This window comes from Tateyamaria sp. (assembly GCF_039940735.1).
Taxonomy (GTDB): Bacteria; Pseudomonadota; Alphaproteobacteria; order Rhodobacterales; family Rhodobacteraceae; genus Tateyamaria.
In genome coordinates this window covers 24683-45302 of the sequence record NZ_JBDVGB010000001.1, presented here as the reverse complement: position 1 = coordinate 45302, position 20620 = coordinate 24683, and the positions used below count along the sequence as shown (strand labels likewise).

Genomic DNA, 20620 nt, shown 5'->3' with positions numbered 1-20620 from the left:
CTAAGACGTAAATTCTTGAATAGAGAGCCGCACCATGTCCATAATTCTGAAGCGCACAACTTTCCTGGCTGCATTCACGCTATCGATTGGCGTAAGTGCTGTGGTCGCGAATGCACAATCGGCGAACGATGTTGATAAAATGTCGTTTTTCATCACAAGTGTCGGAACTGGTGATGGCGCCAATTTCGGTGGCTTGGAGGGTGCGGATGCCCATTGTGGTACGCTTGCGAGTGCTGCTGGCTCGACAAAAAAATGGGCGGCGTACCTGAGCAGCAGCATGATCATTGACCGCAGCAGCGAAGGCCCACCTCAGATCACTGAAGGTGTCAACGCGCGCGATCGGATCGGATCAGGCCCGTGGTACAATGTTAAGGGCGAACTGATTGCCAACGATGTTGAACATCTGCACGAGGATGATGTGAACATCAATTTTGAATCGGGCCTGGATGAGAATGGGAACTCGATCAACAAACGCGGCACACGCCCAACCAAACATGACATCCTGACCGGATCGGATTCACACGGCTATTTCTCCACTGCGGGCGGCGATACAACTTGCGGCAATTGGACGAGCAATGAAGCAGGCTCTGCCATCGTGGGCCACCACGACCGCTCTGGGCCGCTGGCATCGCGGAATTTCGTGTCGTGGAATTCATCGCACCCTTCGCGCGGTTGCAGTGATAAGGCTTTAGCCAGCTCTGGCGGGGCCGGCTTGTTGTATTGTTTTGCCGTAAACTGATCGAGACACCTCCGCGTTTCACCCCATTAGGCGCACAGAAACGCTGTGTATGGAGAGAGGCGGGGGTTCTTACAGCAAGCCTGAAGGCTGTTATCGTTTTGACATGAACGAAGCGGCCTTCACTTGCGGTTTCGTAATCGGTGGCTTTGCGAGCGAAGCGCCATTGCACCGCTGCTGCCCGAAGCTCAACTATGCACGAGATAGCTGGGGGCTGATTAGCAACAGAATTCCGAAGATGCACATCGTGATACCTGGTATTTGCTGCATGGCTGGCAGTTTCTCCGAAGCGAAGTTAGAGTCAAATTGACCTGCCAGAGCATAGGCAAAGATTGCCACAGCTTCCATCAGCAAGAACGCCGCCGCCAGCATCGCGTAACTCTGCCAGCAGCTTTCTAAAACTACGAAGTGCGGGAAAAATGCCCCTAAAATGAGGATCGCCTTGGGATTGCTCAAAGCGATGAGAAAAGCATGCGCATTTTATTCTCATGACTGAATTGCGGCCGGACCTTCGCCGTAAAGCAACAAGATTGCAATATCGGTTCCAAGCCACCATACGCTGCACACGTTGTCCACGCTCACCATCCCAATTTCCCGCATCTGTGACTGGACGCCACAGACCATTCCGCGTACCCCGCTCGCATGCGTTTATTCCTTCTTACCACCCTCACCATGACCGCCTTTGCCGCCAATTCGGTGCTGAATCGTTTGGCTGTCGATGCAGGCGGTATTGATCCGTCAAGTTTTGCGATGATCCGTGTGGTGGCAGGTGCGGTAGCCTTGGGCGCAATCTTGACCGTGCGCGGTGGTGGCTTGCCCATCGCCAAGAAGGGCAGGCTTTTGGGCGCGGCAAGCTTGTCGGCTTATATGATTGGCTTTTCGCTGGCCTACGTGACCTTAGATGCGGGCCTTGGCGCGTTGATCTTGTTTGGCACAGTGCAGGTTGTGATGTTTGGCTGGTCGGCACTACGAGGCGCGGCGCCTTCGGTGCGTCAGTTAATTGGTGCAGCCGTGGCCTTTGGGGGTCTGGTTCTGGCGCTTTGGCCAACAGATGGCGGTGCGGGCACGAATGCAGTGGGCGCGGCGCTTATGGTGGTCGCGGGCCTTGGCTGGGCAATTTATACTTTGGCTGGCAAAGGGGCCAAAGACCCCCTTGCGGAAACGGGCGCCAATTTTGTGGTCGCTACACCGATGTTGCTGGTGTTGCTTTTGGGATCTGGTTTGCACGCGGCCCCGCTTGGCATTGCGCTGGCGGTACTGTCGGGGGCTGTGACGTCGGGCCTTGGTTATGCGCTGTGGTATTACGTGTTGCCCGACGTTGGTCCGCAGCGCGCGCCTGTTGTCCAGCTAAGTGTTCCGATCATTGCGATTGCGGCGGGGGCGTTGTTTCTGGGCGAGGCGATTACGCTGACCATCGTGCTGGCCACAGTGTTGGTGCTGGGTGGGATTGCCTTGGCGGTCACTTCACCAGCGGTTCCAGCGGATCGTAAAGCAGACTAGCCCCACCAAATGCCACATCGGCTAGGCTGTCGGGTTTATGCGGTGTTTGTTCCAATTCTGCGCGCGTCACCCAACGTTGATCGGTCACGACATTTTCTGTGTCGCGCCATGTGTCGGGGCGGGGGCTGTCTGGCGTGATCGTGCAATGAAAATACACATCCACCTGATGGAAATGCCCATCGGGGTCGTGAAATTCATTGACCAAACAGGGCGCACCAACGGTGACGCGCAGGCCGGTTTCCTCAAACACTTCGCGCATCAAATTATTGGGCAGGCTGGAATGCACCTCTGCTCCGCCACCGGGCGCGCACATTAGGGGGCTTTGACCGTCGGGCCATGCGTTGACGATCAACAGGCGGTCGTTTTCGACGATTATCGCGCGTACGGCGAGGCGGGGTGATTTGGGACGCATGGATTTATCTTCCGGCTAAGGGCGGCTTGCCATTCCATAGGCGCGAGTTAGGCACTATCTCAAGTCTTATGAAAAAAACTGCTGCCCTTTTTGCCCTGCTGGTCGCGGGTGCATTGCCCCGTATTGCACATGCGGACTGTGTGATCTTGCTTCATGGCTTGGCGCGCAGTGAAACGTCGCTTGTGGTGATGGAAGGCGCGTTGCGCGCCGAAGGCTATGACGTGGTGCGCCCGGGGTATCCATCAACATCGCAAACGGTCCAGACCTTGGCGGCCGACGTGATGCCAAGCGCTCTTAAGGCCTGCGGTGATGACACTGTACACTTTGTGACCCATTCGATGGGGGGCATTCTGGTGCGCCAGTGGTTTGCCGACCATGCGGTTCCGTCATCGCTGGGGCGTGTTGTGATGATGGGGCCACCCAATCAGGGCAGCGAGGTGGTGGATGCCTTGGGTGACATTGAGGCCTTTGGCTGGTTGAATGGTCCGGCGGGTAAGCAGTTGGGCACAGGGGCGAACAGCCTGCCGCGCCAATTGCCTGCTGTCGATTTTCCCGTCGGGGTCATTGCTGGAAATCAATCGTTGAACCCCTATTTCTCAACGTTGTTGGAAGGGCCGGATGATGGCAAGGTGTCGGTCCGTTCCACAAGGGTTGACGGTATGACGGATCACATCGTTTTTCCGGTGACGCATACGTTTATGATGAACAATCCCAATGTAATCACCCAAACGATAACCTTTTTGCGCACCGGCGCGTTTGATCGCGACATTCGCTGGATCGACGAAGTCTTAAACCAGTTGGGTTGCTCTGAAGGTGATTGCTTGCGCGGAGGTGGGGATGTTAAAAATTGATCTGGTCGGGGCAGAGGTTTTGCACCCAAGCGGCCTTGGCACGGCAGCTTTATCACTGGCTGATGGGCTGATTTCGGCAACACCGGCAGGCAAGGCTGTCGATTTGAGCGGCTTACGCGTGTTGCCGGGCATCATCGATGTGCATGGCGACGGGTTTGAACGCCACGTGGCACCGCGGCGCGGTGCGATGAAGCAGATGGCCGAAGGCTTGATCGCTGTTGAGGCCGAGTTGGCCGCCAATGGCATCACGACTGGCGTTTTGGCGCAATTTGTCAGTTGGGAAGGGGGGCTGCGTGGGTTGGAATTTGCGGATCAGGTCTTTGGCACCTTGCGCGATGTGGGGCGCACCCTTGTCACTGACGTGCGTCCGCAATTGCGGTTTGAGGTCAGCCTGATTGATCTGTACACTGATCTGCCCGCGAAGGTCGCGGAGTGGGGTGTCGAATATATCGTGTTTAACGACCATTTGCCCCATGACCGTTTGGCCGAAGGGCGCAAGCCGCCGCGCTTGACCGGGCAGGCACTGAAAGCCGGGCGCAACCCCGAGGCGCATTTTCAGATGCTGCTTGAACTGCACGCCAATGTGGCGCAGGCGCAAACGCTGCTTGATCCACTTTGTGCGGCGTTGAAGGCAGGTGGCGCACGTATCGGCAGCCATGATGACAATACCGCCCATGGATGGGCCACATGGGCGGCACGCGGCGTTGAGGTCGCAGAGTTTCCCGAAACTCAAGACGCTGCAGAGGCGGCCAAAACGTCGAATGGCCATGTGGTTCTGGGTGCACCCAATGTGGTGCGCGGAGGGTCGCACAAAGGGAATGTGTCGGCCTTGGATCTGGTGACGATGGGGCTGTGTGATGCACTTGCTTCGGATTACCACTATCCCAGCCCCCGCCGTGCTGCGTTGATGTTGGCGCGCTCTGGCTTGATGGATTTGGCAGCCGCGTGGGCGCTGGTATCGTCCGGGCCTGCGGCTGTGCTGGGATTGGACGATCGCGGCACATTAGCGCCGGGCAAGCGCGCTGACATCGTAGTACTGGACAGCGCCGACCGGGTGGCGGCGACCATCGCAGGTGGGCGTGTTAGCTTTATGTCTGGCGATGTGGCAGAGCGTTTCGTGGCAGCGGGTTAAAACCCGCCTTACGTTTGTACCCGATTGACGTGGCCCATTTTGCGCCCGGCACGGGCTTCGGCCTTGCCATATAGGTGCAGCGCTGTGTTGGCCTCGCGCGCAAGGTTTGGCACGCGGTCCATGTCGTCACCGATCAGGTTTTCCATCACCACATCTGCATGGCGTTTGCCGTCACCCAAAGGCCAGCCGGCAATTGCGCGAATGTGCTGTTCGAACTGGTCCACGACGCATCCATTTTGGGTCCAATGCCCCGAATTGTGCACGCGCGGCGCAATTTCATTCACCACAAGGCCAGCAGGGGTCACAAACAATTCGACCCCCAAAATGCCAACATAATCCAGCGCGTTCAGGATGTTGGCCGCAATAAGGATCGCGTCCATGCGTTGGCTGGCGCTGAGTTTGGCCGGAACGGTGGTGGTGTGCAAAATCCCGTCTCTGTGTACGTTCTCGCCGGGGTCAAAGCACGCAACCGCACCATCGACACCGCGCGCGGCGATGACAGACACCTCGTGGCTGAAATCGACAAACCCTTCAAGGATCGCCGGCGCATCGCCCATGTCTGCCAGCACAGCCGGTTCCACGGGCATGGCATTTATGCGCACTTGCCCTTTGCCGTCATAGCCAAAGCGGCGGGTTTTCAGGATTGCGGGTGCACCAATTGTGGCCAATGCCGTGGCAAGAGCGTCCGCATCAGGTACATCGGCATAGGGGGCCGTGCGCAGACCCAAAGCTGTCAGATAATCCTTTTCCACCAGGCGATCTTGGGACACGCGCAGCGCTTCGCGTCCGGGTCGGATCGGTGCGTGATCTTGTAAGGCGTCCAAAGCGACGGTGGGGATATTTTCGAATTCGTAGGTGATGACATCGCAGGTGCTAGCAAAGGCAACCAATGCATCTGTGTCCTCATAAGGGGCGGTGGTCAGCTGATGCGCCACATCTGCGGCAGGCGGGTTCGCGCCCGGTTCAAACACATGGGTGCGAAAGCCAAGGCGGCTGGCCGCGACCGACAACATGCGGCCCAATTGCCCGCCACCCAAAATCCCGATGGTCGCGCCCATGCGCAGGGCATCAGTCATCTTGTGGCACCTCAGGGATCGAGGCCGAAAGGGCGGCGCGCCAAGCATCAAGCCGCTGGGCCAAAGCTGGATCGGACAGCGCCAGAATACCTGCCGCCATAAGGCCCGCATTGGCAGCACCCGGCGCGCCAATGGCCATGGTGGCCACCGGAAAACCGCGCGGCATTTGCAAGATGGAATAGAGCGAATCCACGCCCGACAGGGCCTTGGTTTGAACCGGCACGCCGATTACGGGCACGCGGGTCTTGGATGCCATCATGCCGGGCAAATGCGCAGCACCACCGGCGCCCGCGATGATCACTTGTAGGCCGCGATCTACGGCAGACTTGCCATAGTCCCACAACCGATCCGGCGTGCGGTGGGCGGACACGATGGCCGTGTCATAAGGCACGTCAAGCTGGTCAAGAAACTGCGCCGCTTCGCGCATGGTGGGCCAGTCAGATTGGCTGCCCATAATGATGCCGACGGGGGCGGATTTGTCTGTCATGGGAAAAGCCCCGTGTGTTTCAAAACGCGCACTATAGCCAGATCGGTCCTACTGGCAATGGGGTGTCAACGCGATGCGGTATGGCAAAAATTAAGCAATGATATCAGGGGTCAAGCGGTCTTCGATGCTGGCGATCCGATCCTTGAGCGCCAGCTTTTTCTTTTTGAGACGTTGGATCGTCAATTGATCGCTTGTCCCGACCTCTTGCAAGGCGCGAATAGCGGCATCCAGATCGCTGTGTTCGGCACGGAACACTACGAGCTCGTAACGCAAGACGTCGTCGGATTTCATCGACAGATCCGAGGGGGCGTTCATAGGGGCGATTCCGTTCAGTTGCAGAGCCCCTAATATAATCACACCAATGCGATACGCATACCCCTTGTTCCATCGCATTTATCTCACCATATTCATAACAACCGCCGCCGAAATCGGGGTGGGCCACTGACGGTCGCTTAATCTAAAAGGACGTGTCGCATGACGAAAATGACTTTTGGCTCTTATCCCCATATGTTGGGATTTGAGCAGTTAGAACGGTTGCTGGAACGCACAGCCAAGGGCGGCGAAGGGTATCCGCCATTTAACATCGAACAAACATCAGACTTTTCTTACCGGATCACATTGGCTGTCGCCGGGTTTGCCGAACAAGATCTGTCGATCACCGTCGAGGACCGCCAATTGGTGATCCGGGGGCGGCAAGAGGACGACACCGACGGGCGCATCTTTTTGCACCGCGGCATTGCAGCGCGTCAATTTCAACGCAGCTTTGTCTTGGCAGAGGGCGTAGATGTGGGAGAGGCGGTTATGGAAAACGGGCTGCTGCATGTGGATCTGACGCGGTCGATGCCGGACACCGTTGTCCAGACCATCAATATTCGGAAAGGTTGATCGTGCAAGCGATCGACACTCAGAAAGAATGATCGTTTAGGCGATCAACATCCCGAAAGGGTGATCGTTCAAGCGATCAACAAACAGAAAGGGCAAGTTATGAATAACGCTTTTGATGTGAACGCCGATGTGGGGCGTATGGTCTATGTAAAATCTGTGGCGGTCACGGATTTACCACGCGAAGTGCGGGATCAGGCGGATGGGCTTGATCATTTGTTCGCCGTGCACGACGCCGAAGGGCAGCAATTGGCGCTGGTGGCAAATCGCAAGCTTGCCTTGGCGCTGGCTGTCCAGAACGATTACGCGCCGCAACCTTTGCACTGAACCTATGCGCGGATGGCTGGCAGCGGTAACTTTGGCGGCCATCTTGCCGCATCAGGCAAGTGCGCAGGGCTATGTCGATTGCATTCAGGCGCAATTGAACGCTTTGGGCCATGATGTTGGCCAAATCGATGGGCAGTTGAGTGCGGAAGGCTTGGTTGCCAACCAATCAGTCCAAGGTGACGACTTGCCCCCTTTGACACAGCGCACGGCGTTTGAATGGTGCCGTGGCCTAAGCGATAAAGATGTGAGTTTGCGAGCCTATTGGCCTGCGCTTGATCCTGACATCGTTGTCGTTCCTAAGGCCCTAATCGGGACCGCCGCCGAAGATTTAAGTCGCCGCGCCCATGCGGATGCGCGCAGTTTTTTTCTGGGGCAGTATGGATTGGAACTTGTCGGTGGTTTTGCTTTTATTGTCGGGGATCAGGCCACAACTGTACAGGATGCGGCGATTGATCTGCGCACAAAACGCAAGGGATCCGCGCGTTTGGGGTTCGAAAAAAACCCAATGCCCTGTGGGACGGATGGCGGTTTGCGTGCCATCGCCTTTCGCGACATGGCGCTGTTTTGCTGGGGAGCAGACGGCGAATATGATGCGGCTTGGGCGGATGAACATAGGTACTTTTATACCCGCAGCTTTGTGCATGAGTATGCGCATGGATTGCAAAATGAACTGTCTGGCGTCGATGCGCGCCCAATTTTACCATCTGGGGAACGCACCTTGGGGCCAAAATGGTTGGTCGAAGGTGCGGCGGAAACGGTGGAAGAAGAATACTATGCCGCTGTCACCCGGTTTTCGGAGCGTTCATTGGGCCGTCAACGCAAGATCATTTTGGGCAATGATACCCCATTGTCGGCGTTGCGCGACAAGGTGACGATTGGGTCTGACTATGACGTTTCTCAATTCGCGGTCTTTCTGTTGGGTGAACGATTTGGCCGTGCGACTTTGTTCGAATATTTCAGCAATCTGCGCTATGCGGACAGTTGGGACGAAGCGTTTCGGGCAACGTTTGACATGTCGCTAGATGCATTTGAGGAAGAATACCAAACGCTGAGGAGCAATTTGGTTCCGGCGTATCGATTTGGAAAGGGTGAGTGATGGCGTTTGACGTTGATTGGGTGGATGCGTTTACAGACCGCGCCTTTGGTGGCAATGGCTGTGCGGTGGTGCATGGCGGGGCCGCGTTAGATGATGCGACGTGCATGGCGTTTGTGCGTGAAACATCGTTGGTGGAGTGCACATTTACCGGCCCATCGGATGTGGCCGATATCCGGGTGCGGTATTTCTTGGCCAGTCGGGAAATCCCATTTGCCGGCCATCCAACAGTGGCGACGGTGGCGGCGATGCGCCATCGTGGGCTAATCGGCGATGGCGCGCTGACGTTAGAAACGCAAGCCGGGATTGTGCCCGTTGAGGTGTCGGGGACATCCGTGCGCATGACACAAATCGCGCCCGAATTTGGCGCGTATGTTCCTGCCGAAGTGGTTGCGAGAGTGGGCGGAATTGATCCGGGTGATATCCTGCATCGCCCGCGTTTTACGTCCACAGGTTTGCCGTTTTGCATCACTGTCGTGCGGGATCGCGCGACGCTTGAAGCGGTGCGCTTTGATATGGATGCGTTTCGAGCGTATCTCGCCTATTCGGGCGTCGAGGGGACGGATGTGATGGAGCCGTTTTGGGTCACGCTAAATGGCGCCACGGCCATGGGCGATACGTTTTCTCGTTTGTTGTTGGCACCACCCAGTCCAGCAGAAGATCCGTTCACAGGCTCAGCCACAGGGGCGATGGGAGCCTATCTTTGGGCCGAAAACTTGATTGATGCGCCGCAATTTGCTGCAGAGCAGGGGCATGGGATGGGCCGTCCGGGAAAGGCGCAGGTCGAGGTTTTGGGCGCGCGGGATGCGATCACAGGTGTTGTGGTGGCCGGTGATGCACATATTCTAATGAGCGGCACGCTGCATTTGTGAGGGCGGTGACGCGGGTGTGAGGGCAGGGGCGCAGGGCACCTGCGCCTTACCATTGACGAAGTAGCCATGAAAAAAGGCGCGCCATGCGGCGCGCCTATCGTTTTAGCAATGCTTTGGTCTTTACTGACCGGAGATCAAGCCCATGCTTTCCAGTTTGAGCAGAACTTGGTGGGCGCAGTTGTCTACATCCACATTTGTTGTTTCAACGCTGAGTTCTGGCTTTTCAGGAACGTCATATGGGTCTGAAATACCTGTGAATTCCTTGATCTTGCCTTCGCGTGCCAGTTTGTACAGGCCCTTGCGGTCGCGACGTTCGCATTCCTCGATCGAGGTGGCAACGTGCACTTCGACAAAGGCGCCGAACGCTTCGATGTCTTCACGTACAGCGCGGCGGGTCGTGGCATAAGGCGCGATAGGCGCACAGATGGCGATGCCGCCGTTCTTGGTGATCTCGGACGCAACATAGCCGATGCGACGGATGTTCAGATCGCGGTGCTCTTTGCTAAAGCCAAGTTCAGACGACAGGTTTTTACGCACGATGTCACCATCAAGCAGCGTCACAGGGCGACCGCCCATTTCCATCAGCTTGACCATCAAAGCATTCGCAATGGTGGATTTGCCCGAACCAGAGAAACCAGTGAAGAACACGGTAAAGCCCTGCTTGTTACGCGGTGGCTTGGTGCGGCGCAGTTCTTTGACCACTTCAGGGAAGGAGAACCATTCAGGGATTTCCAGACCTTCGGCCAAACGGCGACGCAGTTCTGTGCCTGAAATGTTCAGGATCGTGACTTTGTCTTTGTCTGTGATTTCGTCCATGGCTTCGTATTGGGCGCGCTCGTCGACCCAAACCATGTGTTTGAAATCAACCATTTCGATGCCCATTTCTTCTTGATGCTCGCGGAACAAGTCCTGCGCATCATAGGCACCATAGAAATCTTCGCCTTGGCTGTTTGAGCCGGGGCCTGCGTGGTCGCGACCAACGATGAAGTGCGTGCAGCCGTGGTTTTTACGGATCAAACCGTGCCAGACAGCTTCGCGTGGGCCAGCCATACGCATTGCGAGGTTTAGCAACGACATGGATGTGGTGGCTTGTGGATACTTGTCCAGAACGGCTTCGTAGCAGCGCACGCGGGTAAAGTGGTCAACGTCGCCGGGCTTGGTCAAACCAACGACGGGATGGATCAGCAAGTTGGCTTGCGCTTCGCGAGCGGCGCGGAAAGTCAGTTCTTGGTGCGCGCGGTGCAAAGGGTTGCGTGTTTGGAACGCAACGACCTTGCGCCAGCCCATTTTGCGGAAGTAGGCGCGCAATTCGTTGGGCGTGTCGCGACGGGCGCGGAAATCATAGTGGATTGGCTGTTGGATGCCAGTCACGGGGCCGCCCAAGTATACGTCGCCTGCGGTGTTGTGCAGGTAGTTGACGGCCGGGTGGGCTGTGTCGTCAGCGCCGAATACCATCTTGGCTTCGTGTGCTTTGTTGGGTTTGAAGTTGTCGGTGACGGTCATGGTCGCAAGGATCACGCCTTCTTGGTCGCGCAGGGCGATGTCTTGACCAACTTCAAGGCTGTCGGCGAATTTTTCATTCACGTCCAGTGTAATAGGCATGGGCCACAGCGCGCCATCGGCGGTGCGCATGGTGTCGACAACGCTTTTGTAATCGGCTTCGGTCAAGAAACCCTTAAGCGGGTTGAAACCACCGTTCATCAACAGTTCAAGATCGCAGATTTGGCGTGGGGTCAAATCCCAGCTTACCAATTCGCCAGCTTCGACTTTCAATTTCTGCGCGCTGTCATAAGACACATACAGTTCAGGGATCGGTGCGAGGTTGTTTTCCATTAATTTAGTCCTGTAGTTCAATGGGTTAAAGCCAGATGTTGTGCCCGTCAGTTCCGAATAAAGTGCGTCGTATTCGGCGAACTTACGGGTAAGAAACTGGTCGGTGAGACGGTTCTTTTCGCCTGCACCGCGGGTGGTCAACGCATAGGAAAAGCGTTGACGTTTGTCGGGACCGTCATGGCCATCGACAGAAACAAACCGCGCAGCGGTCGCGTCGCGTAACAAAGCGTTCAGTCGACCCAAAGACACGCCCATCGCCTGAGCAATCGCACGTTGCGATGCGCCAGGGGCGACATCCAGCTGGCGCAATAAGCGGAACAGCTGGTCTTCGTAGTCTGGGCTGGCTTTGGTTTCAGCGCTGGTCATCGAACTCGTTACAAGGTTTGTTCACGAGTGAACGCATGCCATAGAAAGTATGTTCATGAAAGAACAAACTTTGCAGGTTGGCGGATTTCCGCGAGAGTGGTTAATTCGCAACGCTTGATTGAAAGGGTGCGTTTGGGGCTGATTAAACTGTCTTCAAAAGCGCGACTTCTGTTCCTTGTGCAAAGGGCAGGGCTTGCAATGCGGTTTCGCGCCCACGCAGGGACAGCGACACCAGTTGATCTTGGTGCGTTGCGATCCCTGCGGCCTCTAGTGTGTCCAAAGACACAAGCGCCTGAATGCCCAAGGCCTTGGTTTCGCTTTCTAATCGCGAGGCCGTATTCACCGTATCCCCGATAAGCGTGCGCGGGGCTTGCCCGGCCGCACCGATTTCCCCAAGCACAACATTGCCCAGATGCAGGCCGATCCCAATAGAGACGGGGTCGCTGCCTTCGGTGCTTAAGGTGGCGTTAAAATGTTCCAGCGCTTGTGCGATGCCGACAACGGCCTCAAGCCCAGCCCGGGCCGAGGTCTCGGGCGAGTCCGTTTCGAAAACGGCCATCAAGCCATCGCCCATGTATTTGTCCACCGTGCCGCCCGCGTCCAGAATCGGTGGCACGATTTTGTCGAAAAAGCGGTTCAGCAGAAAAACGACGTCATAGGGCAATTGCCCATCGGTGCGCGCCGTAAAGCCGCGCATGTCCAGAAACAGCACTGCAAGGCGGGCTTCTTTGCCTTGGCTTGCGTGGGCGCGGCCACGTTTCCCGTCGCGGGCAAACACGCGAAAAACCGTGACCGGCGCCTGGGGCCGCATCTGACAGGCCAACCGCGCGTTGGGCGGGGCGCCAACAGATGCAAGTGTGCGCCGCTCTGCCTCAGATGGTGGGGGCAATTCGTCTAGGCCTTCTTCGACGATCACGCGGCACGTCGTGCAGCGCCCCCGCCCGCCGCACAGCGATGTATGCGCCACGCCGCTTTCACGGGATGTGTCGAGCAGGGTTTGCCCGGATGGGGCGCGCACCGACGGGCCGTCGACATATTGTATGCGGATCGGTTTATGCACGGCAGACCAGAGGCGGCGCACAATAAAAGTCAAAACAACCAGCCCAAGCACGGCCCAGACCGTCCATGTTCCTGCACTTACAATGCGGGCCAATACGGCAAACCCATCCTCGTTCGGCCAACGCCAAACGCTGTGCGCCAAGGCTTCGCCTCGAGGGTCTTGCAAAAGGCCCGTGATCGCACGCGACGATACAACAAACCCAAGCAGCGCCAGCGTTGGAATAAGCACACCAAGCCCCAAAACCCAAGGCAAAGCCGCCTGCCACCAACGCACGGTGCGCAACCACATGTGCACGCCGATCGCGCCATGCCCCCACGTGACAACAACCAAAACCGCCTGCAACCAACCGTTCCAAGTGTTCCACAGCAAGGCGTTCATGTAGCCAAGCATGGTTTGAACGCCCAAAATCTCGTGGGCACCGCGGGTATAGGTGACGTGGCTGACAAGGATCAGCGGGATGATCAGGCCCAGCACAATCTGCACAAGATCAGATGCCGGCATGCGCAGGCTGCGGGCCAGCGCGACTTTGCCCAGCGACAAAATCATGTGCGCCGCTAAAGCAAGGGCAATGACAGTTGTGCCCGGGATTGACCGGATGACCCAAAGCCGCACGCGCTGCACGGCATCAAAGGCCTCGAACGAGATCAGCGCTGTGGCAAGGTTCAACAGATGAACCGTCACATAAAGCATCAGCACCAGCCCGGAAACGATCCGCACTCGGCTTGCCCAACTGCCACGCCACTGCTCGTTTGCCATATCGCCCCCTACACGGTTTCGTGAGTAACACCGTGACCTGTGTGCTCGATAAGGTCAATTGAACGCCCCGCAGCTTTTGAGGGGCGCTAGGCGTCAAAGTTTGGCACAAGCAACCAAAACTGCGGCGACGTGAAATCGGGCGAAACGTGCGGCTTATTCGTTTTCAGCTAGGAACCGTTCGGCCTCAAGCGCGGCCATACAGCCCATCCCGGCCGAGGTCACAGCCTGACGATATTTGTGATCCGTCAAATCGCCAGCCGCAAACACACCCGGAATCGAGGTTTCGGTGCTGTCGGGTTTGGTCACCACATAGCCACCCATATGCGTATCAAGCACGTCCTTGACCAATTCGTTGGCCGGCGCGTGGCCGATTGCAACAAAAACGCCCTTGGCGGGGATGTCCGTGATCTCGCCCGTTTTGGTGTGTTTGACCTTGACGCCTTCGACGCCCATCGGGCTGTCAGAGCCATAGACTTCGTGCAATTCGTGGAACCAAAGCGGTTCGATTTTTGGGTTCTTCTTCAACCGATCGATCAAGATCGCCTCGGCGCGCAGTTCGTCGCGGCGGTGAATCAATGTCACCTTAGAGGCAAAGTTGGTGAGGAAAAGCGCCTCTTCGACGGCGGTGTTGCCGCCACCGATCACAACGATTTCCTGACCGCGATAAAAGAACCCGTCGCAGGTGGCGCAGGCAGACACGCCAAAGCCTTTGAATTTTTCCTCGGACGGCAGACCCAACCACTTGGCGCGCGCGCCGGTGGCCAGAATGATCGCGTCGGCCACATATTCCGTGCCGCTGTCGGATTGCGCCACAAAGGGGCGCTTGGAAAAATCGACAGAACTGATGATGTCGCCGATGATTTCGCAGCCCATCGCCTTGGCGTGGGCTTCCATGCGGACCATCAGGTCGGGGCCTTGAACCTCGGTGTCGCCGGGCCAGTTTTCAACTTCGGTCGTGGTGGTCAACTGCCCGCCGGGTTCGATCCCTTGTACCAAAACAGGGTTTAGCATCGCGCGGCTGGCGTAAACGCCTGCGGTGTATCCAGCTGGGCCGGAGCCGATGATCAGAACTTTGGTGCGTTTGGTCTCGGGCATGGCAGTCTCCTTCAGGCGTGCGAAAAGTTCTTTGGGATATAAGGGCTGGCGCGGCGGGTTTGAAGCCCGATTGTGCGTTGCGTTTGTTATCGCTCACAATTCTCAGATGTTGCTGAAATTTGAAATAATATTGCGTCTACGCGGGTTATCTTTATAAGAACCGCAAAATGAGGGTGCGCTGATGGCAAGTACGCGACTGGATCCGATCGATCGTAAAATTTTGGCCGAGCTGCAAGCCGACGGGCGCATGACCAATGTTGAATTGGCTCGGCGCGTCGGTATTTCTGCGCCGCCATGCTTGCGCCGCGTGCGAACGTTGGAAGAAAGCGGGTACATCCGCGGCTATCACGCCGACGTTGATGCGCATGTGTTGGGCTTTGAGGTGCAAGTGTTCGCAAACGTCGGACTTGCCAGTCAGGCCGAATCTGATCTGAGCGCATTTGAAGATCGTTGCCGTGCATGGCCTTTGGTGCGCGAGTGCCACATGCTGAACGGTGAAGTGGACTTTATCCTGAAGTGCGTCGCACCGGATCTGTCCAGCTTTCAAAGCTTCCTGACAAGCGAACTGTTGACCACACCGAATGTGGAATCCGTCAAAACATCGTTGGTGATCCGGCAAGCCAAGGATTCCCCGGGCGTGCCATTTGATGTGCTTGAGGCACGGTTGGCAAAATCCGCCTGATCAGGTGGGCGCAATTGGCCCACTCCAAAGGCGCTTGATCAGCTTGCCAGTTCGACTTCAGGGGCACGCGGATGTGCCAAAGGTCCGAAATCGGTGATGTGTGACACGTGCGGGAACATCGACAAGAACATATCCCGTTGGGCGTGACTGACGTTACGGGTGGCGTTCATGCCAGGATGAAACGTTTCCATCATCATACCACCCACATCGACGGCCGCGTGACGCGTTAGGCAGATGTGGAACAGACGTATCTGCGTCGGCGGCGTCACTTCGATCACGTTCACACCGTCAACAAAGGCGCTGACGGGGGTCAGCATCGCAGACCCACCCGTTGTGCCGCGCAAATGTGGCGGGGTCTGAAGCAAGCGCGCGCCTTGACCAACGGTCAAGAAAGAGGACGGGCGGGCTTGCCCGAAACTGTCTGCCATGACCCGGACCAGCGGCATGCGACGCCCCGTATCTGCTGGTACAAAATTCGAAGACCCGATCCAGACGACCTGAGCCGGTTCACCGGATGAGGTGTTGACCCAATCCCCCGGCAGTAGATCCTCGACTGGGATGGTGCCCGACGGAGTGGCCAAGTTCACGCCATGTGCAAAGGCTGAAAAAGCAGATTCAAACAGCGGCAGCGCAGGTGCTTTAAAGGTTGAAACGCTGCGGCTTCCGTCTGCGCGCAACGACGCAACATCGAAAGTGCGCATTGGGCGTGCAACTTCGGTACCCTTAAGTGGAGCGCGCAAGGCAGCAGAAACATTCATTATGTAACCTCTTGGTTGTGGTCACATCTGTGCCGGCCCCCACCGACGACGACAGATGGTTCTCGTCCATGTGTCAAAGTAATGGAGGTTAATTGGGCAATTTATCGGGAACTGTCAAGAAATGCGGTACGTAAATGCCGAAAAACGCACCAATGGCGCGCTTTTGTTAAGGATTGTAGCCGCGCGATGACGCACGGATGCCACATTTTGTTCGCTTTAGATTCGCCTTAGAAGAGAATCAATAGGGCGCGGTCATGCCGATTTTCGTAAAGGCACTGGGTTTTGGCGTTTTGCGATAAAAGCGGCGCGGCGGGTGCCGCGGGCCCATGGCATCTGAGGCGTTTCGTCTTTTGCTGCTTGGATTGCGGATTTGATGAAACGTTGTTTTGTCATCTGCTCGGGTCCTCTTTCGGGTGCCTTGATCGGTACTGCTGTTGTGTTCCTGAACATGGCAGCGCAATCGGGCAGGTTTTGGGCTGAGGCAAAGATAATTCCAACAAACTTGCAAACAGTACGCAGCAAAAAAAGGCGGCATTCAGTGCGACTTAATCTATTGTTTTTAAGGGAAAATATTGGAATTGAGCGACGGATTTTAGACGCAATAGGGCAATTGCGAGGCCAAATAAGCCCGCCTTTTGCCCAATTCAAAGCGCGATGGCAGTAATCAATCGCCCATAGTCAGGGTCTTTGGCATGAACGGAACGGCGGTAGGAAAAAAACCGGTCCGGATCGAAATAGGTGCAGTGCCGCGTCCATTCCGCTGAAGCAATCCCGGCAGAACGCAAGCGCGACAGGCCATAGCTGGGCAAGTCAAAGTGCATCCGATCCCCGTCTCCGCCTGCAAAAAAGCGGGTGTTTTCTGGGTCTTCATCTAAGAAAGTCTCAAAAAATTCTGGCCCGACTTCGTAGGCACGTTGGCTGATGGATGGGCCGATGACCGCGTGGATTGCGCCGCGTGTCGCCCCAAGGTTGCACATGGCATCGACTGTGGCCTCTAGCACGCCCGCTTGTGCGCCCTTCCAACCGGCATGGGCGGCCCCAATCACGCCAGCCTTTTCGTCGGCGAACAACACGGGCTGGCAATCGGCACTTAGCACGGACAAGGCGATGCCGGGGGTGGATGTCACCAAAGCATCAGCCCGAGGTTTTTCCAGTTGCGGGCCATTCACAACCACCACATCGGCTGAATGTATTTGATGCACACCTGCAAGGTGGTCTTGTGCAACGCCCATGGCATCGGCCACGCGGGCGCGGTTGATGGCGACGATCTCGGTTTGGTCCGAACTGCCCGTGCCGCAGTTCAGCCCCTCAAATACGCCAGAAGAAGCCCCACCTTTGCGGGTGAAAAAGCCGTGGCGCATGGGGGCGAGGCTGTCAGCGGTTAGGATTTCAAGCGTCATGGCTCCAGTCCGGGTGGTGGTGCGGCATTGGCGGGATAAAGGCCAAGCACTTTGAACAAGTTTCCCATTTCTTCGGGGTGGGTCAAGCGCTGATGTGCTTTGATATGGGCCTCAAGGCGTTGTCCTGTCAAATCTGTGCTAAGAGCGCGGGCACGCTGCGTAATGCCAAGCCGTTCAAGAAATACGCCTTGCGGTGTCAATCGGGTAAAGGCGGCCGGGGTGGCGGCACTGCTGAGCGCCTCAAAATCCACATGCGCCGTCAGGTCCGCATCGCCGGGTGCGTCGAGCGGGTCAACCGAGGCATGGGCCTGCAAAGCTTGGAACGTGTCGCCAAGGCTGCGCCAATCGCCATAATCGATTAGCAGCGCGGCGCCACCAAGTGCTGCGATACGCGCGCCAATGTCGCGGGTGACGGCCACGGCAGGTGCACAATGTTCAACCAAATCACCGTCTTTGGTGTCTTCAAGACGGTGATCAAGGGCCGGTTGCGGACCAGTTGGCGACAGGCCAAAGGCCAGCGCGTCGCCGTCCAACCCCACACAGCGTTCGCGCCACGCGGCACCTTCACGTTGGAACTGACGAATGGGAAGTGCATCAAAAAATTCATTGGCAACCAGCCACAACGGGCCGTTTGGCACCTGCGCCATCGCATCCACCCAAGTGACATCATACTGGCCAAGCAACGCGCGCTGTTGATCCGCCAGAACGGACGATGCTTCGACCAGCACAATATTTGCAGCATCGTGAAAGCCGGGTACTTTGGCCGTTGCGCGCAAGATATCGGCCATCAAGGTGCCACGTCCCGGTCCCAACTCGGCCAAGACAAACGAGGCGGGCGCACCTTGATCCAACCAGCTTTGCGCAAGGCACAGGCCGATCAATTCGCCAAACATCTGGCTGATTTCTGGCGCCGTCGTAAAATCACCCGCCGCGCCCAAAGGATCGCGGGTGCTGTAATAGCCCTTGGTGGGATGAAGCAGCGCTTGGGCCATGTAGTCGGCCACAGTGATCGGCCCGGTTGCGGCGATCCGTGCCACCAGATCGTCGCGCAAGCTCATGTCGGTTGCGCGGCTTTTCTGCGGGCACGTACAACAAAGTACACGCCCAAAAGGATCATCGGCAGCGACAGCATTTGGCCCATGGTCAGCCCATAACCACCCAACTGAAATGCCAGACCTAGCGGATTGCCGGGTCCGACAAATTGCCCGTCAGGTTGGCGCACAAACTCAACAGCAAAGCGCGCGATACCATAACCGGCCAAAAATGTACCGCACATCAAACCGGGGCGCTTAAACGCTTCGCGCCGCCATGCCATCCAAAGCAACAGGACCAACAACACGACACCTTCCAAAAAGGCTTCGTACAACTGCGAAGGGTGACGCGCGCAGGCCCCAACGATTTGGGGGCAGTACTGCGCCGCTTCGCCGGGGAAAATAACGCCCCAAGGTAGTTCTGTGGGGCGGCCCCACAATTCGGCATTGATAAAGTTGGCGAACCGGCCCAGCAACAATCCCGGGGGGACGCCAAGCGCAATGGCATCTGCCGCGGACAATTTGTTGATGCCGTAATGGCGGGTATAAAGCCAGGCGGCCAACACCACGCCCAACATGCCGCCATGAAAGGCCATGCCGCCTTCCCATATGGCTAGAATAGACAGCGGATCGGCCAGATACACACCCGGCTGATAAAACAGCACATAGCCCATGCGCCCGCCCATAAGTACGCCAAGGATGATCCAAGTCAGCATGTCCTCGATTTGGGTCGGGGTCATAACGGGCTGACGATCAATCCAAAGACGAGGGGTTTTTATCGTCATCACCACCAGCCGCCAGCCGATGATTATCCCCGCAATGTAGGCCAGCGCATACCAGCGTAGGGCAAATTCCATGCCAAACAGTGAAATCGTAAAGATCTCAGGCGAGATATTGGGGAAGGGGAGCAATGCGTTCATCTGCGACTCAATGCCTTTGGTCTGGGCCAAGGTCAAGCTTGCCCTTGGCCGCCTGCGCCCCCATATATGGAACAAGTTCTGAACTGGAGACGATAGATGCAAGCACGTGGCAAGATTTTCGACGACATCTCGCAACTGATGACAAATGCGATGGGCGTGGCCCAAGGCGCAAAGGACGAAGCCGAAACGGCGGCGAAATCCATGATGGACCGCTGGCTTGCGGATCGCGATTTTGTGACGCGCGAAGAATTCGACGCAGTGCGCGCCATGGCGCAAAAGGCGCGCGAAGAGAACGAGGCCCTAAAGGCGCGACTGGATGCGCTTGAGGCCAAGTAACCCAAAGGAGGCGCTGCCGCGCCATTCCAAATGATTGCACTTTGCACGTGATCGCCCGGATTTTGTCCGGGCGTTTTTGTTTTTGGGGTGGGAGTGGCGGTTCAGAATACGCGTTTTGGCGTGTGGATGTCTGCAATGAGTGCAAGGTGCTGCGCCCCTCTTGAATGTCTGGCTTCAAGTCACTCCGCTTTCTGTGCGCCTGCAAATAGAAATCTGAAAAGCAACAACATCACCAGTTATTGTGACCGTGTCCATCGGTGTTCAACGTCGATTAGTCCCGTTCTTTCGTCGATCTCACGAGAAATCTCGACACAGCCTTCTCGGCGATAAAACTTGCGAGCATGAGGATTTTGTTCATACGCCCATACCGTAATCCATTCTCGATCCACCTTAGCCATATCGAGCAATCGCTTCCCGATACGGCGGGCTCGTGCATCACGTGCAACATAAAGGCCGGTAATATTATCGCCTTGCCGAACGCAGAACCCAACCACCTTGCCATTTTCCTCACAAACCCAGGAGGTACCAACGTGAAGCAAACAGCCTGTCCACCATTCCACAACGCTTTCAAAATCGTTGAGTGGACCCAGCCAAGGTGTCTCTAAGCTCCAGTCTCGAACTATTTCGGCACAAGAGCGCCCGTCGCATCCTTCAGCAAGTCGGTAATTCAACTTCATGAAGACTCCGATTCCATTCTAAGAACACTTTGGTTTCAATTAATAACCGTAAAATCCCTTAAAAGCAGCCTTCGGCGCATCCGCAGCGAACTCACGTTTCGTGCCGTATATCAAACCCTCTCTCAAACAAGCGTCAGATTACTTTTGGCTGTCCTGTGCCTCCGCACCTGACTTTACCACCTACACGCAACGAATGCCTGCATCTTGCGTCTTATACCGGGTTGTCCCCAACTTATTGCGGTTATCCCCAAATAAAGGGTTGCCAGATCAAATGCTCGCAGTCACCATATCTTGTAGAGGCACGGGGGATAGCCCCGGTTTCTAGAGCAGGCACCTAG

Annotated in this window: 24 protein-coding genes; 10 read left to right on the top strand and 14 right to left on the bottom strand. The window is 56.7% G+C overall.

Annotation, left to right across the window (positions count from 1 at the left end; translation table 11 throughout):
- Positions 1–34: 34 nt before the first annotated feature.
- Positions 35–739, top strand: a complete 705-nt coding sequence (locus tag ABJF76_RS00250; protein WP_413819701.1) for a hypothetical protein — start codon at positions 35–37, stop codon at positions 737–739.
- Positions 740–928: 189 nt separating this feature from the next.
- On the opposite strand, the gene ABJF76_RS00245 is transcribed toward ABJF76_RS00250, so the two are convergent.
- Entirely contained in the window at positions 929–1198 is a 270-nt protein-coding gene (locus tag ABJF76_RS00245; protein ID WP_413819933.1) for a LysE family transporter, read from the bottom strand.
- 180 nt (positions 1199–1378) lie between these two features.
- On the opposite strand from ABJF76_RS00245, the gene ABJF76_RS00240 reads away from it, so the two are divergent.
- Positions 1379–2236 (top strand): DMT family transporter, encoded by an 858-nt coding sequence (locus tag ABJF76_RS00240; protein WP_413822474.1) that lies wholly within the window; start codon positions 1379–1381, stop codon positions 2234–2236.
- Here ABJF76_RS00240 and ABJF76_RS00235 read toward each other — a convergent pair.
- Positions 2196–2648, bottom strand: coding sequence for an NUDIX domain-containing protein (locus tag ABJF76_RS00235; RefSeq protein WP_413819703.1), 453 nt, complete (start codon positions 2646–2648; stop codon positions 2196–2198). The genes ABJF76_RS00240 and ABJF76_RS00235 overlap by 41 nt on opposite strands.
- Before the next feature lie 68 nt (positions 2649–2716).
- On the opposite strand from ABJF76_RS00235, the gene ABJF76_RS00230 reads away from it, so the two are divergent.
- Entirely contained in the window at positions 2717–3499 is a 783-nt protein-coding gene (locus ABJF76_RS00230; protein WP_413819704.1) for an esterase/lipase family protein, read from the top strand.
- Positions 3486–4631: an alpha-D-ribose 1-methylphosphonate 5-triphosphate diphosphatase gene (locus ABJF76_RS00225; protein WP_413819705.1), complete on the top strand. Its 1146-nt coding sequence runs from the start codon at positions 3486–3488 to the stop codon at positions 4629–4631. The genes ABJF76_RS00230 and ABJF76_RS00225 overlap by 14 nt, the downstream gene beginning before the upstream one ends.
- 8 nt (positions 4632–4639) lie before the next feature.
- On the opposite strand, the gene ABJF76_RS00220 is transcribed toward ABJF76_RS00225, so the two are convergent.
- From ABJF76_RS00220 to ABJF76_RS00210, 3 genes are all read right to left on the bottom strand, one after another.
- Entirely contained in the window at positions 4640–5707 is a 1068-nt protein-coding gene (locus ABJF76_RS00220) for a 5-(carboxyamino)imidazole ribonucleotide synthase (protein WP_413819706.1), read from the bottom strand.
- Entirely contained in the window at positions 5700–6194 is a 495-nt protein-coding gene (gene purE, locus ABJF76_RS00215; RefSeq protein ID WP_413819707.1) for a 5-(carboxyamino)imidazole ribonucleotide mutase, read from the bottom strand. Before purE ends, ABJF76_RS00220 begins: the two co-directional genes overlap by 8 nt.
- A gap of 90 nt (positions 6195–6284) precedes the next feature.
- Positions 6285–6509: a YdcH family protein gene (locus tag ABJF76_RS00210; RefSeq protein WP_413819934.1), complete on the bottom strand. Its 225-nt coding sequence runs from the start codon at positions 6507–6509 to the stop codon at positions 6285–6287.
- 159 nt (positions 6510–6668) lie between these two features.
- Here ABJF76_RS00210 and ABJF76_RS00205 point away from each other — a divergent pair, with 159 nt between their 5' ends.
- The 4 genes from ABJF76_RS00205 to ABJF76_RS00190 all read left to right on the top strand — a co-directional run bounded on the left by ABJF76_RS00205 (position 6669) and on the right by ABJF76_RS00190 (position 9368).
- Positions 6669–7079, top strand: a complete 411-nt coding sequence (locus ABJF76_RS00205) for an Hsp20 family protein (protein ID WP_413819708.1) — start codon at positions 6669–6671, stop codon at positions 7077–7079.
- 99 nt (positions 7080–7178) lie between these two features.
- A complete protein-coding gene (locus tag ABJF76_RS00200) occupies positions 7179–7403 on the top strand; it encodes a DUF1150 family protein (protein ID WP_413819709.1) in 225 nt (74 codons plus the stop codon).
- Between the two features lie 4 nt (positions 7404–7407).
- Positions 7408–8499 carry a hypothetical protein gene (locus tag ABJF76_RS00195; RefSeq protein ID WP_413819710.1) on the top strand — a complete coding sequence of 364 codons (1092 nt, stop codon included), beginning with the start codon at positions 7408–7410 and terminating at the stop codon, positions 8497–8499.
- Positions 8499–9368 carry a PhzF family phenazine biosynthesis protein gene (locus ABJF76_RS00190; RefSeq protein WP_413819711.1) on the top strand — a complete coding sequence of 290 codons (870 nt, stop codon included), beginning with the start codon at positions 8499–8501 and terminating at the stop codon, positions 9366–9368. The genes ABJF76_RS00195 and ABJF76_RS00190 overlap by 1 nt, the downstream gene beginning before the upstream one ends.
- 120 nt (positions 9369–9488) lie before the next feature.
- Here the strand turns inward: ABJF76_RS00190 and ABJF76_RS00185 are convergent, their stop codons facing one another.
- From ABJF76_RS00185 to trxB, 3 genes are all read right to left on the bottom strand, one after another.
- Positions 9489–11567, bottom strand: a complete 2079-nt coding sequence (locus ABJF76_RS00185) for a bifunctional sulfate adenylyltransferase/adenylylsulfate kinase (RefSeq protein ID WP_413819712.1) — start codon at positions 11565–11567, stop codon at positions 9489–9491.
- 142 nt (positions 11568–11709) lie between these two features.
- On the bottom strand, positions 11710–13383 hold the full coding sequence (locus tag ABJF76_RS00180; protein ID WP_413819713.1) for an adenylate/guanylate cyclase domain-containing protein: 1674 nt from the start codon (positions 13381–13383) through the stop codon (positions 11710–11712).
- 153 nt (positions 13384–13536) lie between these two features.
- Positions 13537–14478 (bottom strand): thioredoxin-disulfide reductase, encoded by a 942-nt coding sequence (trxB, locus tag ABJF76_RS00175; RefSeq protein ID WP_413819714.1) that lies wholly within the window; start codon positions 14476–14478, stop codon positions 13537–13539.
- A 181-nt stretch (positions 14479–14659) separates the two neighbouring features.
- On the opposite strand from trxB, the gene ABJF76_RS00170 reads away from it, so the two are divergent.
- Positions 14660–15160 carry an Lrp/AsnC family transcriptional regulator gene (locus ABJF76_RS00170; protein WP_413819715.1) on the top strand — a complete coding sequence of 167 codons (501 nt, stop codon included), beginning with the start codon at positions 14660–14662 and terminating at the stop codon, positions 15158–15160.
- 38 nt (positions 15161–15198) lie between these two features.
- Here the strand turns inward: ABJF76_RS00170 and ABJF76_RS00165 are convergent, their stop codons facing one another.
- The 5 genes from ABJF76_RS00165 to lgt form a co-directional block, all read right to left on the bottom strand.
- Entirely contained in the window at positions 15199–15918 is a 720-nt protein-coding gene (locus ABJF76_RS00165) for a Hint domain-containing protein (RefSeq protein WP_413819716.1), read from the bottom strand.
- 252 nt (positions 15919–16170) lie between these two features.
- Positions 16171–16311, bottom strand: a complete 141-nt coding sequence (locus ABJF76_RS00160) for a hypothetical protein (RefSeq protein WP_413819717.1) — start codon at positions 16309–16311, stop codon at positions 16171–16173.
- Between the two features lie 251 nt (positions 16312–16562).
- A complete protein-coding gene (gene pgeF, locus ABJF76_RS00155; RefSeq protein ID WP_413819718.1) occupies positions 16563–17318 on the bottom strand; it encodes a peptidoglycan editing factor PgeF in 756 nt (251 codons plus the stop codon).
- Positions 17315–18376, bottom strand: coding sequence for a class I SAM-dependent methyltransferase (locus tag ABJF76_RS00150; RefSeq protein ID WP_413819719.1), 1062 nt, complete (start codon positions 18374–18376; stop codon positions 17315–17317). Before ABJF76_RS00150 ends, pgeF begins: the two co-directional genes overlap by 4 nt.
- Complete coding sequence (lgt, locus tag ABJF76_RS00145; RefSeq protein ID WP_413819720.1) at positions 18373–19269, bottom strand: prolipoprotein diacylglyceryl transferase; 897 nt, start codon at positions 19267–19269, stop codon at positions 18373–18375. Before lgt ends, ABJF76_RS00150 begins: the two co-directional genes overlap by 4 nt.
- 96 nt (positions 19270–19365) lie before the next feature.
- Between lgt and ABJF76_RS00140 the strand changes: the two genes are divergently transcribed.
- Positions 19366–19605 carry an accessory factor UbiK family protein gene (locus ABJF76_RS00140; protein WP_413819721.1) on the top strand — a complete coding sequence of 80 codons (240 nt, stop codon included), beginning with the start codon at positions 19366–19368 and terminating at the stop codon, positions 19603–19605.
- Positions 19606–19841: 236 nt separating this feature from the next.
- Here ABJF76_RS00140 and ABJF76_RS00135 read toward each other — a convergent pair whose 3' ends face one another.
- Positions 19842–20282, bottom strand: coding sequence for an N-acetyltransferase family protein (locus tag ABJF76_RS00135; RefSeq protein ID WP_413819722.1), 441 nt, complete (start codon positions 20280–20282; stop codon positions 19842–19844).
- Between the last annotated feature and the right edge of the window lie 338 nt (positions 20283–20620).

Bases quoted from the DNA above. Each gene is read 5' to 3' on its own strand.
- ABJF76_RS00210 (WP_413819934.1), bottom strand. From the start codon at position 6,509: ATGAACGCCCCCTCGGATCTGTCGATGAAATCCGACGACGTCTTGCGT.
- ABJF76_RS00225 (WP_413819705.1), top strand. From the start codon at position 3,486: ATGTTAAAAATTGATCTGGTCGGGGCAGAGGTTTTGCACCCAAGCGGC.
- ABJF76_RS00185 (WP_413819712.1), bottom strand. From the start codon at position 11,567: ATGACCAGCGCTGAAACCAAAGCCAGCCCAGACTACGAAGACCAGCTG.
- ABJF76_RS00170 (WP_413819715.1), top strand. From the start codon at position 14,660: ATGGCAAGTACGCGACTGGATCCGATCGATCGTAAAATTTTGGCCGAG.
- ABJF76_RS00235 (WP_413819703.1), bottom strand. From the start codon at position 2,648: ATGCGTCCCAAATCACCCCGCCTCGCCGTACGCGCGATAATCGTCGAA.
- lgt (WP_413819720.1), bottom strand. From the start codon at position 19,269: ATGAACGCATTGCTCCCCTTCCCCAATATCTCGCCTGAGATCTTTACG.
- ABJF76_RS00205 (WP_413819708.1), top strand. From the start codon at position 6,669: ATGACGAAAATGACTTTTGGCTCTTATCCCCATATGTTGGGATTTGAG.
- ABJF76_RS00190 (WP_413819711.1), top strand. From the start codon at position 8,499: ATGGCGTTTGACGTTGATTGGGTGGATGCGTTTACAGACCGCGCCTTT.
- ABJF76_RS00140 (WP_413819721.1), top strand. From the start codon at position 19,366: ATGCAAGCACGTGGCAAGATTTTCGACGACATCTCGCAACTGATGACA.
- ABJF76_RS00135 (WP_413819722.1), bottom strand. From the start codon at position 20,282: ATGAAGTTGAATTACCGACTTGCTGAAGGATGCGACGGGCGCTCTTGT.
- ABJF76_RS00165 (WP_413819716.1), bottom strand. From the start codon at position 15,918: ATGAATGTTTCTGCTGCCTTGCGCGCTCCACTTAAGGGTACCGAAGTT.
- ABJF76_RS00200 (WP_413819709.1), top strand. From the start codon at position 7,179: ATGAATAACGCTTTTGATGTGAACGCCGATGTGGGGCGTATGGTCTAT.
- ABJF76_RS00160 (WP_413819717.1), bottom strand. From the start codon at position 16,311: ATGACAAAACAACGTTTCATCAAATCCGCAATCCAAGCAGCAAAAGAC.
- ABJF76_RS00240 (WP_413822474.1), top strand. From the start codon at position 1,379: ATGCGTTTATTCCTTCTTACCACCCTCACCATGACCGCCTTTGCCGCC.
- ABJF76_RS00220 (WP_413819706.1), bottom strand. From the start codon at position 5,707: ATGACTGATGCCCTGCGCATGGGCGCGACCATCGGGATTTTGGGTGGC.
- purE (WP_413819707.1), bottom strand. From the start codon at position 6,194: ATGACAGACAAATCCGCCCCCGTCGGCATCATTATGGGCAGCCAATCT.
- pgeF (WP_413819718.1), bottom strand. From the start codon at position 17,318: ATGACGCTTGAAATCCTAACCGCTGACAGCCTCGCCCCCATGCGCCAC.
- trxB (WP_413819714.1), bottom strand. From the start codon at position 14,478: ATGCCCGAGACCAAACGCACCAAAGTTCTGATCATCGGCTCCGGCCCA.
- ABJF76_RS00150 (WP_413819719.1), bottom strand. From the start codon at position 18,376: ATGAGCTTGCGCGACGATCTGGTGGCACGGATCGCCGCAACCGGGCCG.
- ABJF76_RS00180 (WP_413819713.1), bottom strand. From the start codon at position 13,383: ATGGCAAACGAGCAGTGGCGTGGCAGTTGGGCAAGCCGAGTGCGGATC.
- ABJF76_RS00230 (WP_413819704.1), top strand. From the start codon at position 2,717: ATGAAAAAAACTGCTGCCCTTTTTGCCCTGCTGGTCGCGGGTGCATTG.
- ABJF76_RS00250 (WP_413819701.1), top strand. From the start codon at position 35: ATGTCCATAATTCTGAAGCGCACAACTTTCCTGGCTGCATTCACGCTA.
- ABJF76_RS00195 (WP_413819710.1), top strand. From the start codon at position 7,408: ATGCGCGGATGGCTGGCAGCGGTAACTTTGGCGGCCATCTTGCCGCAT.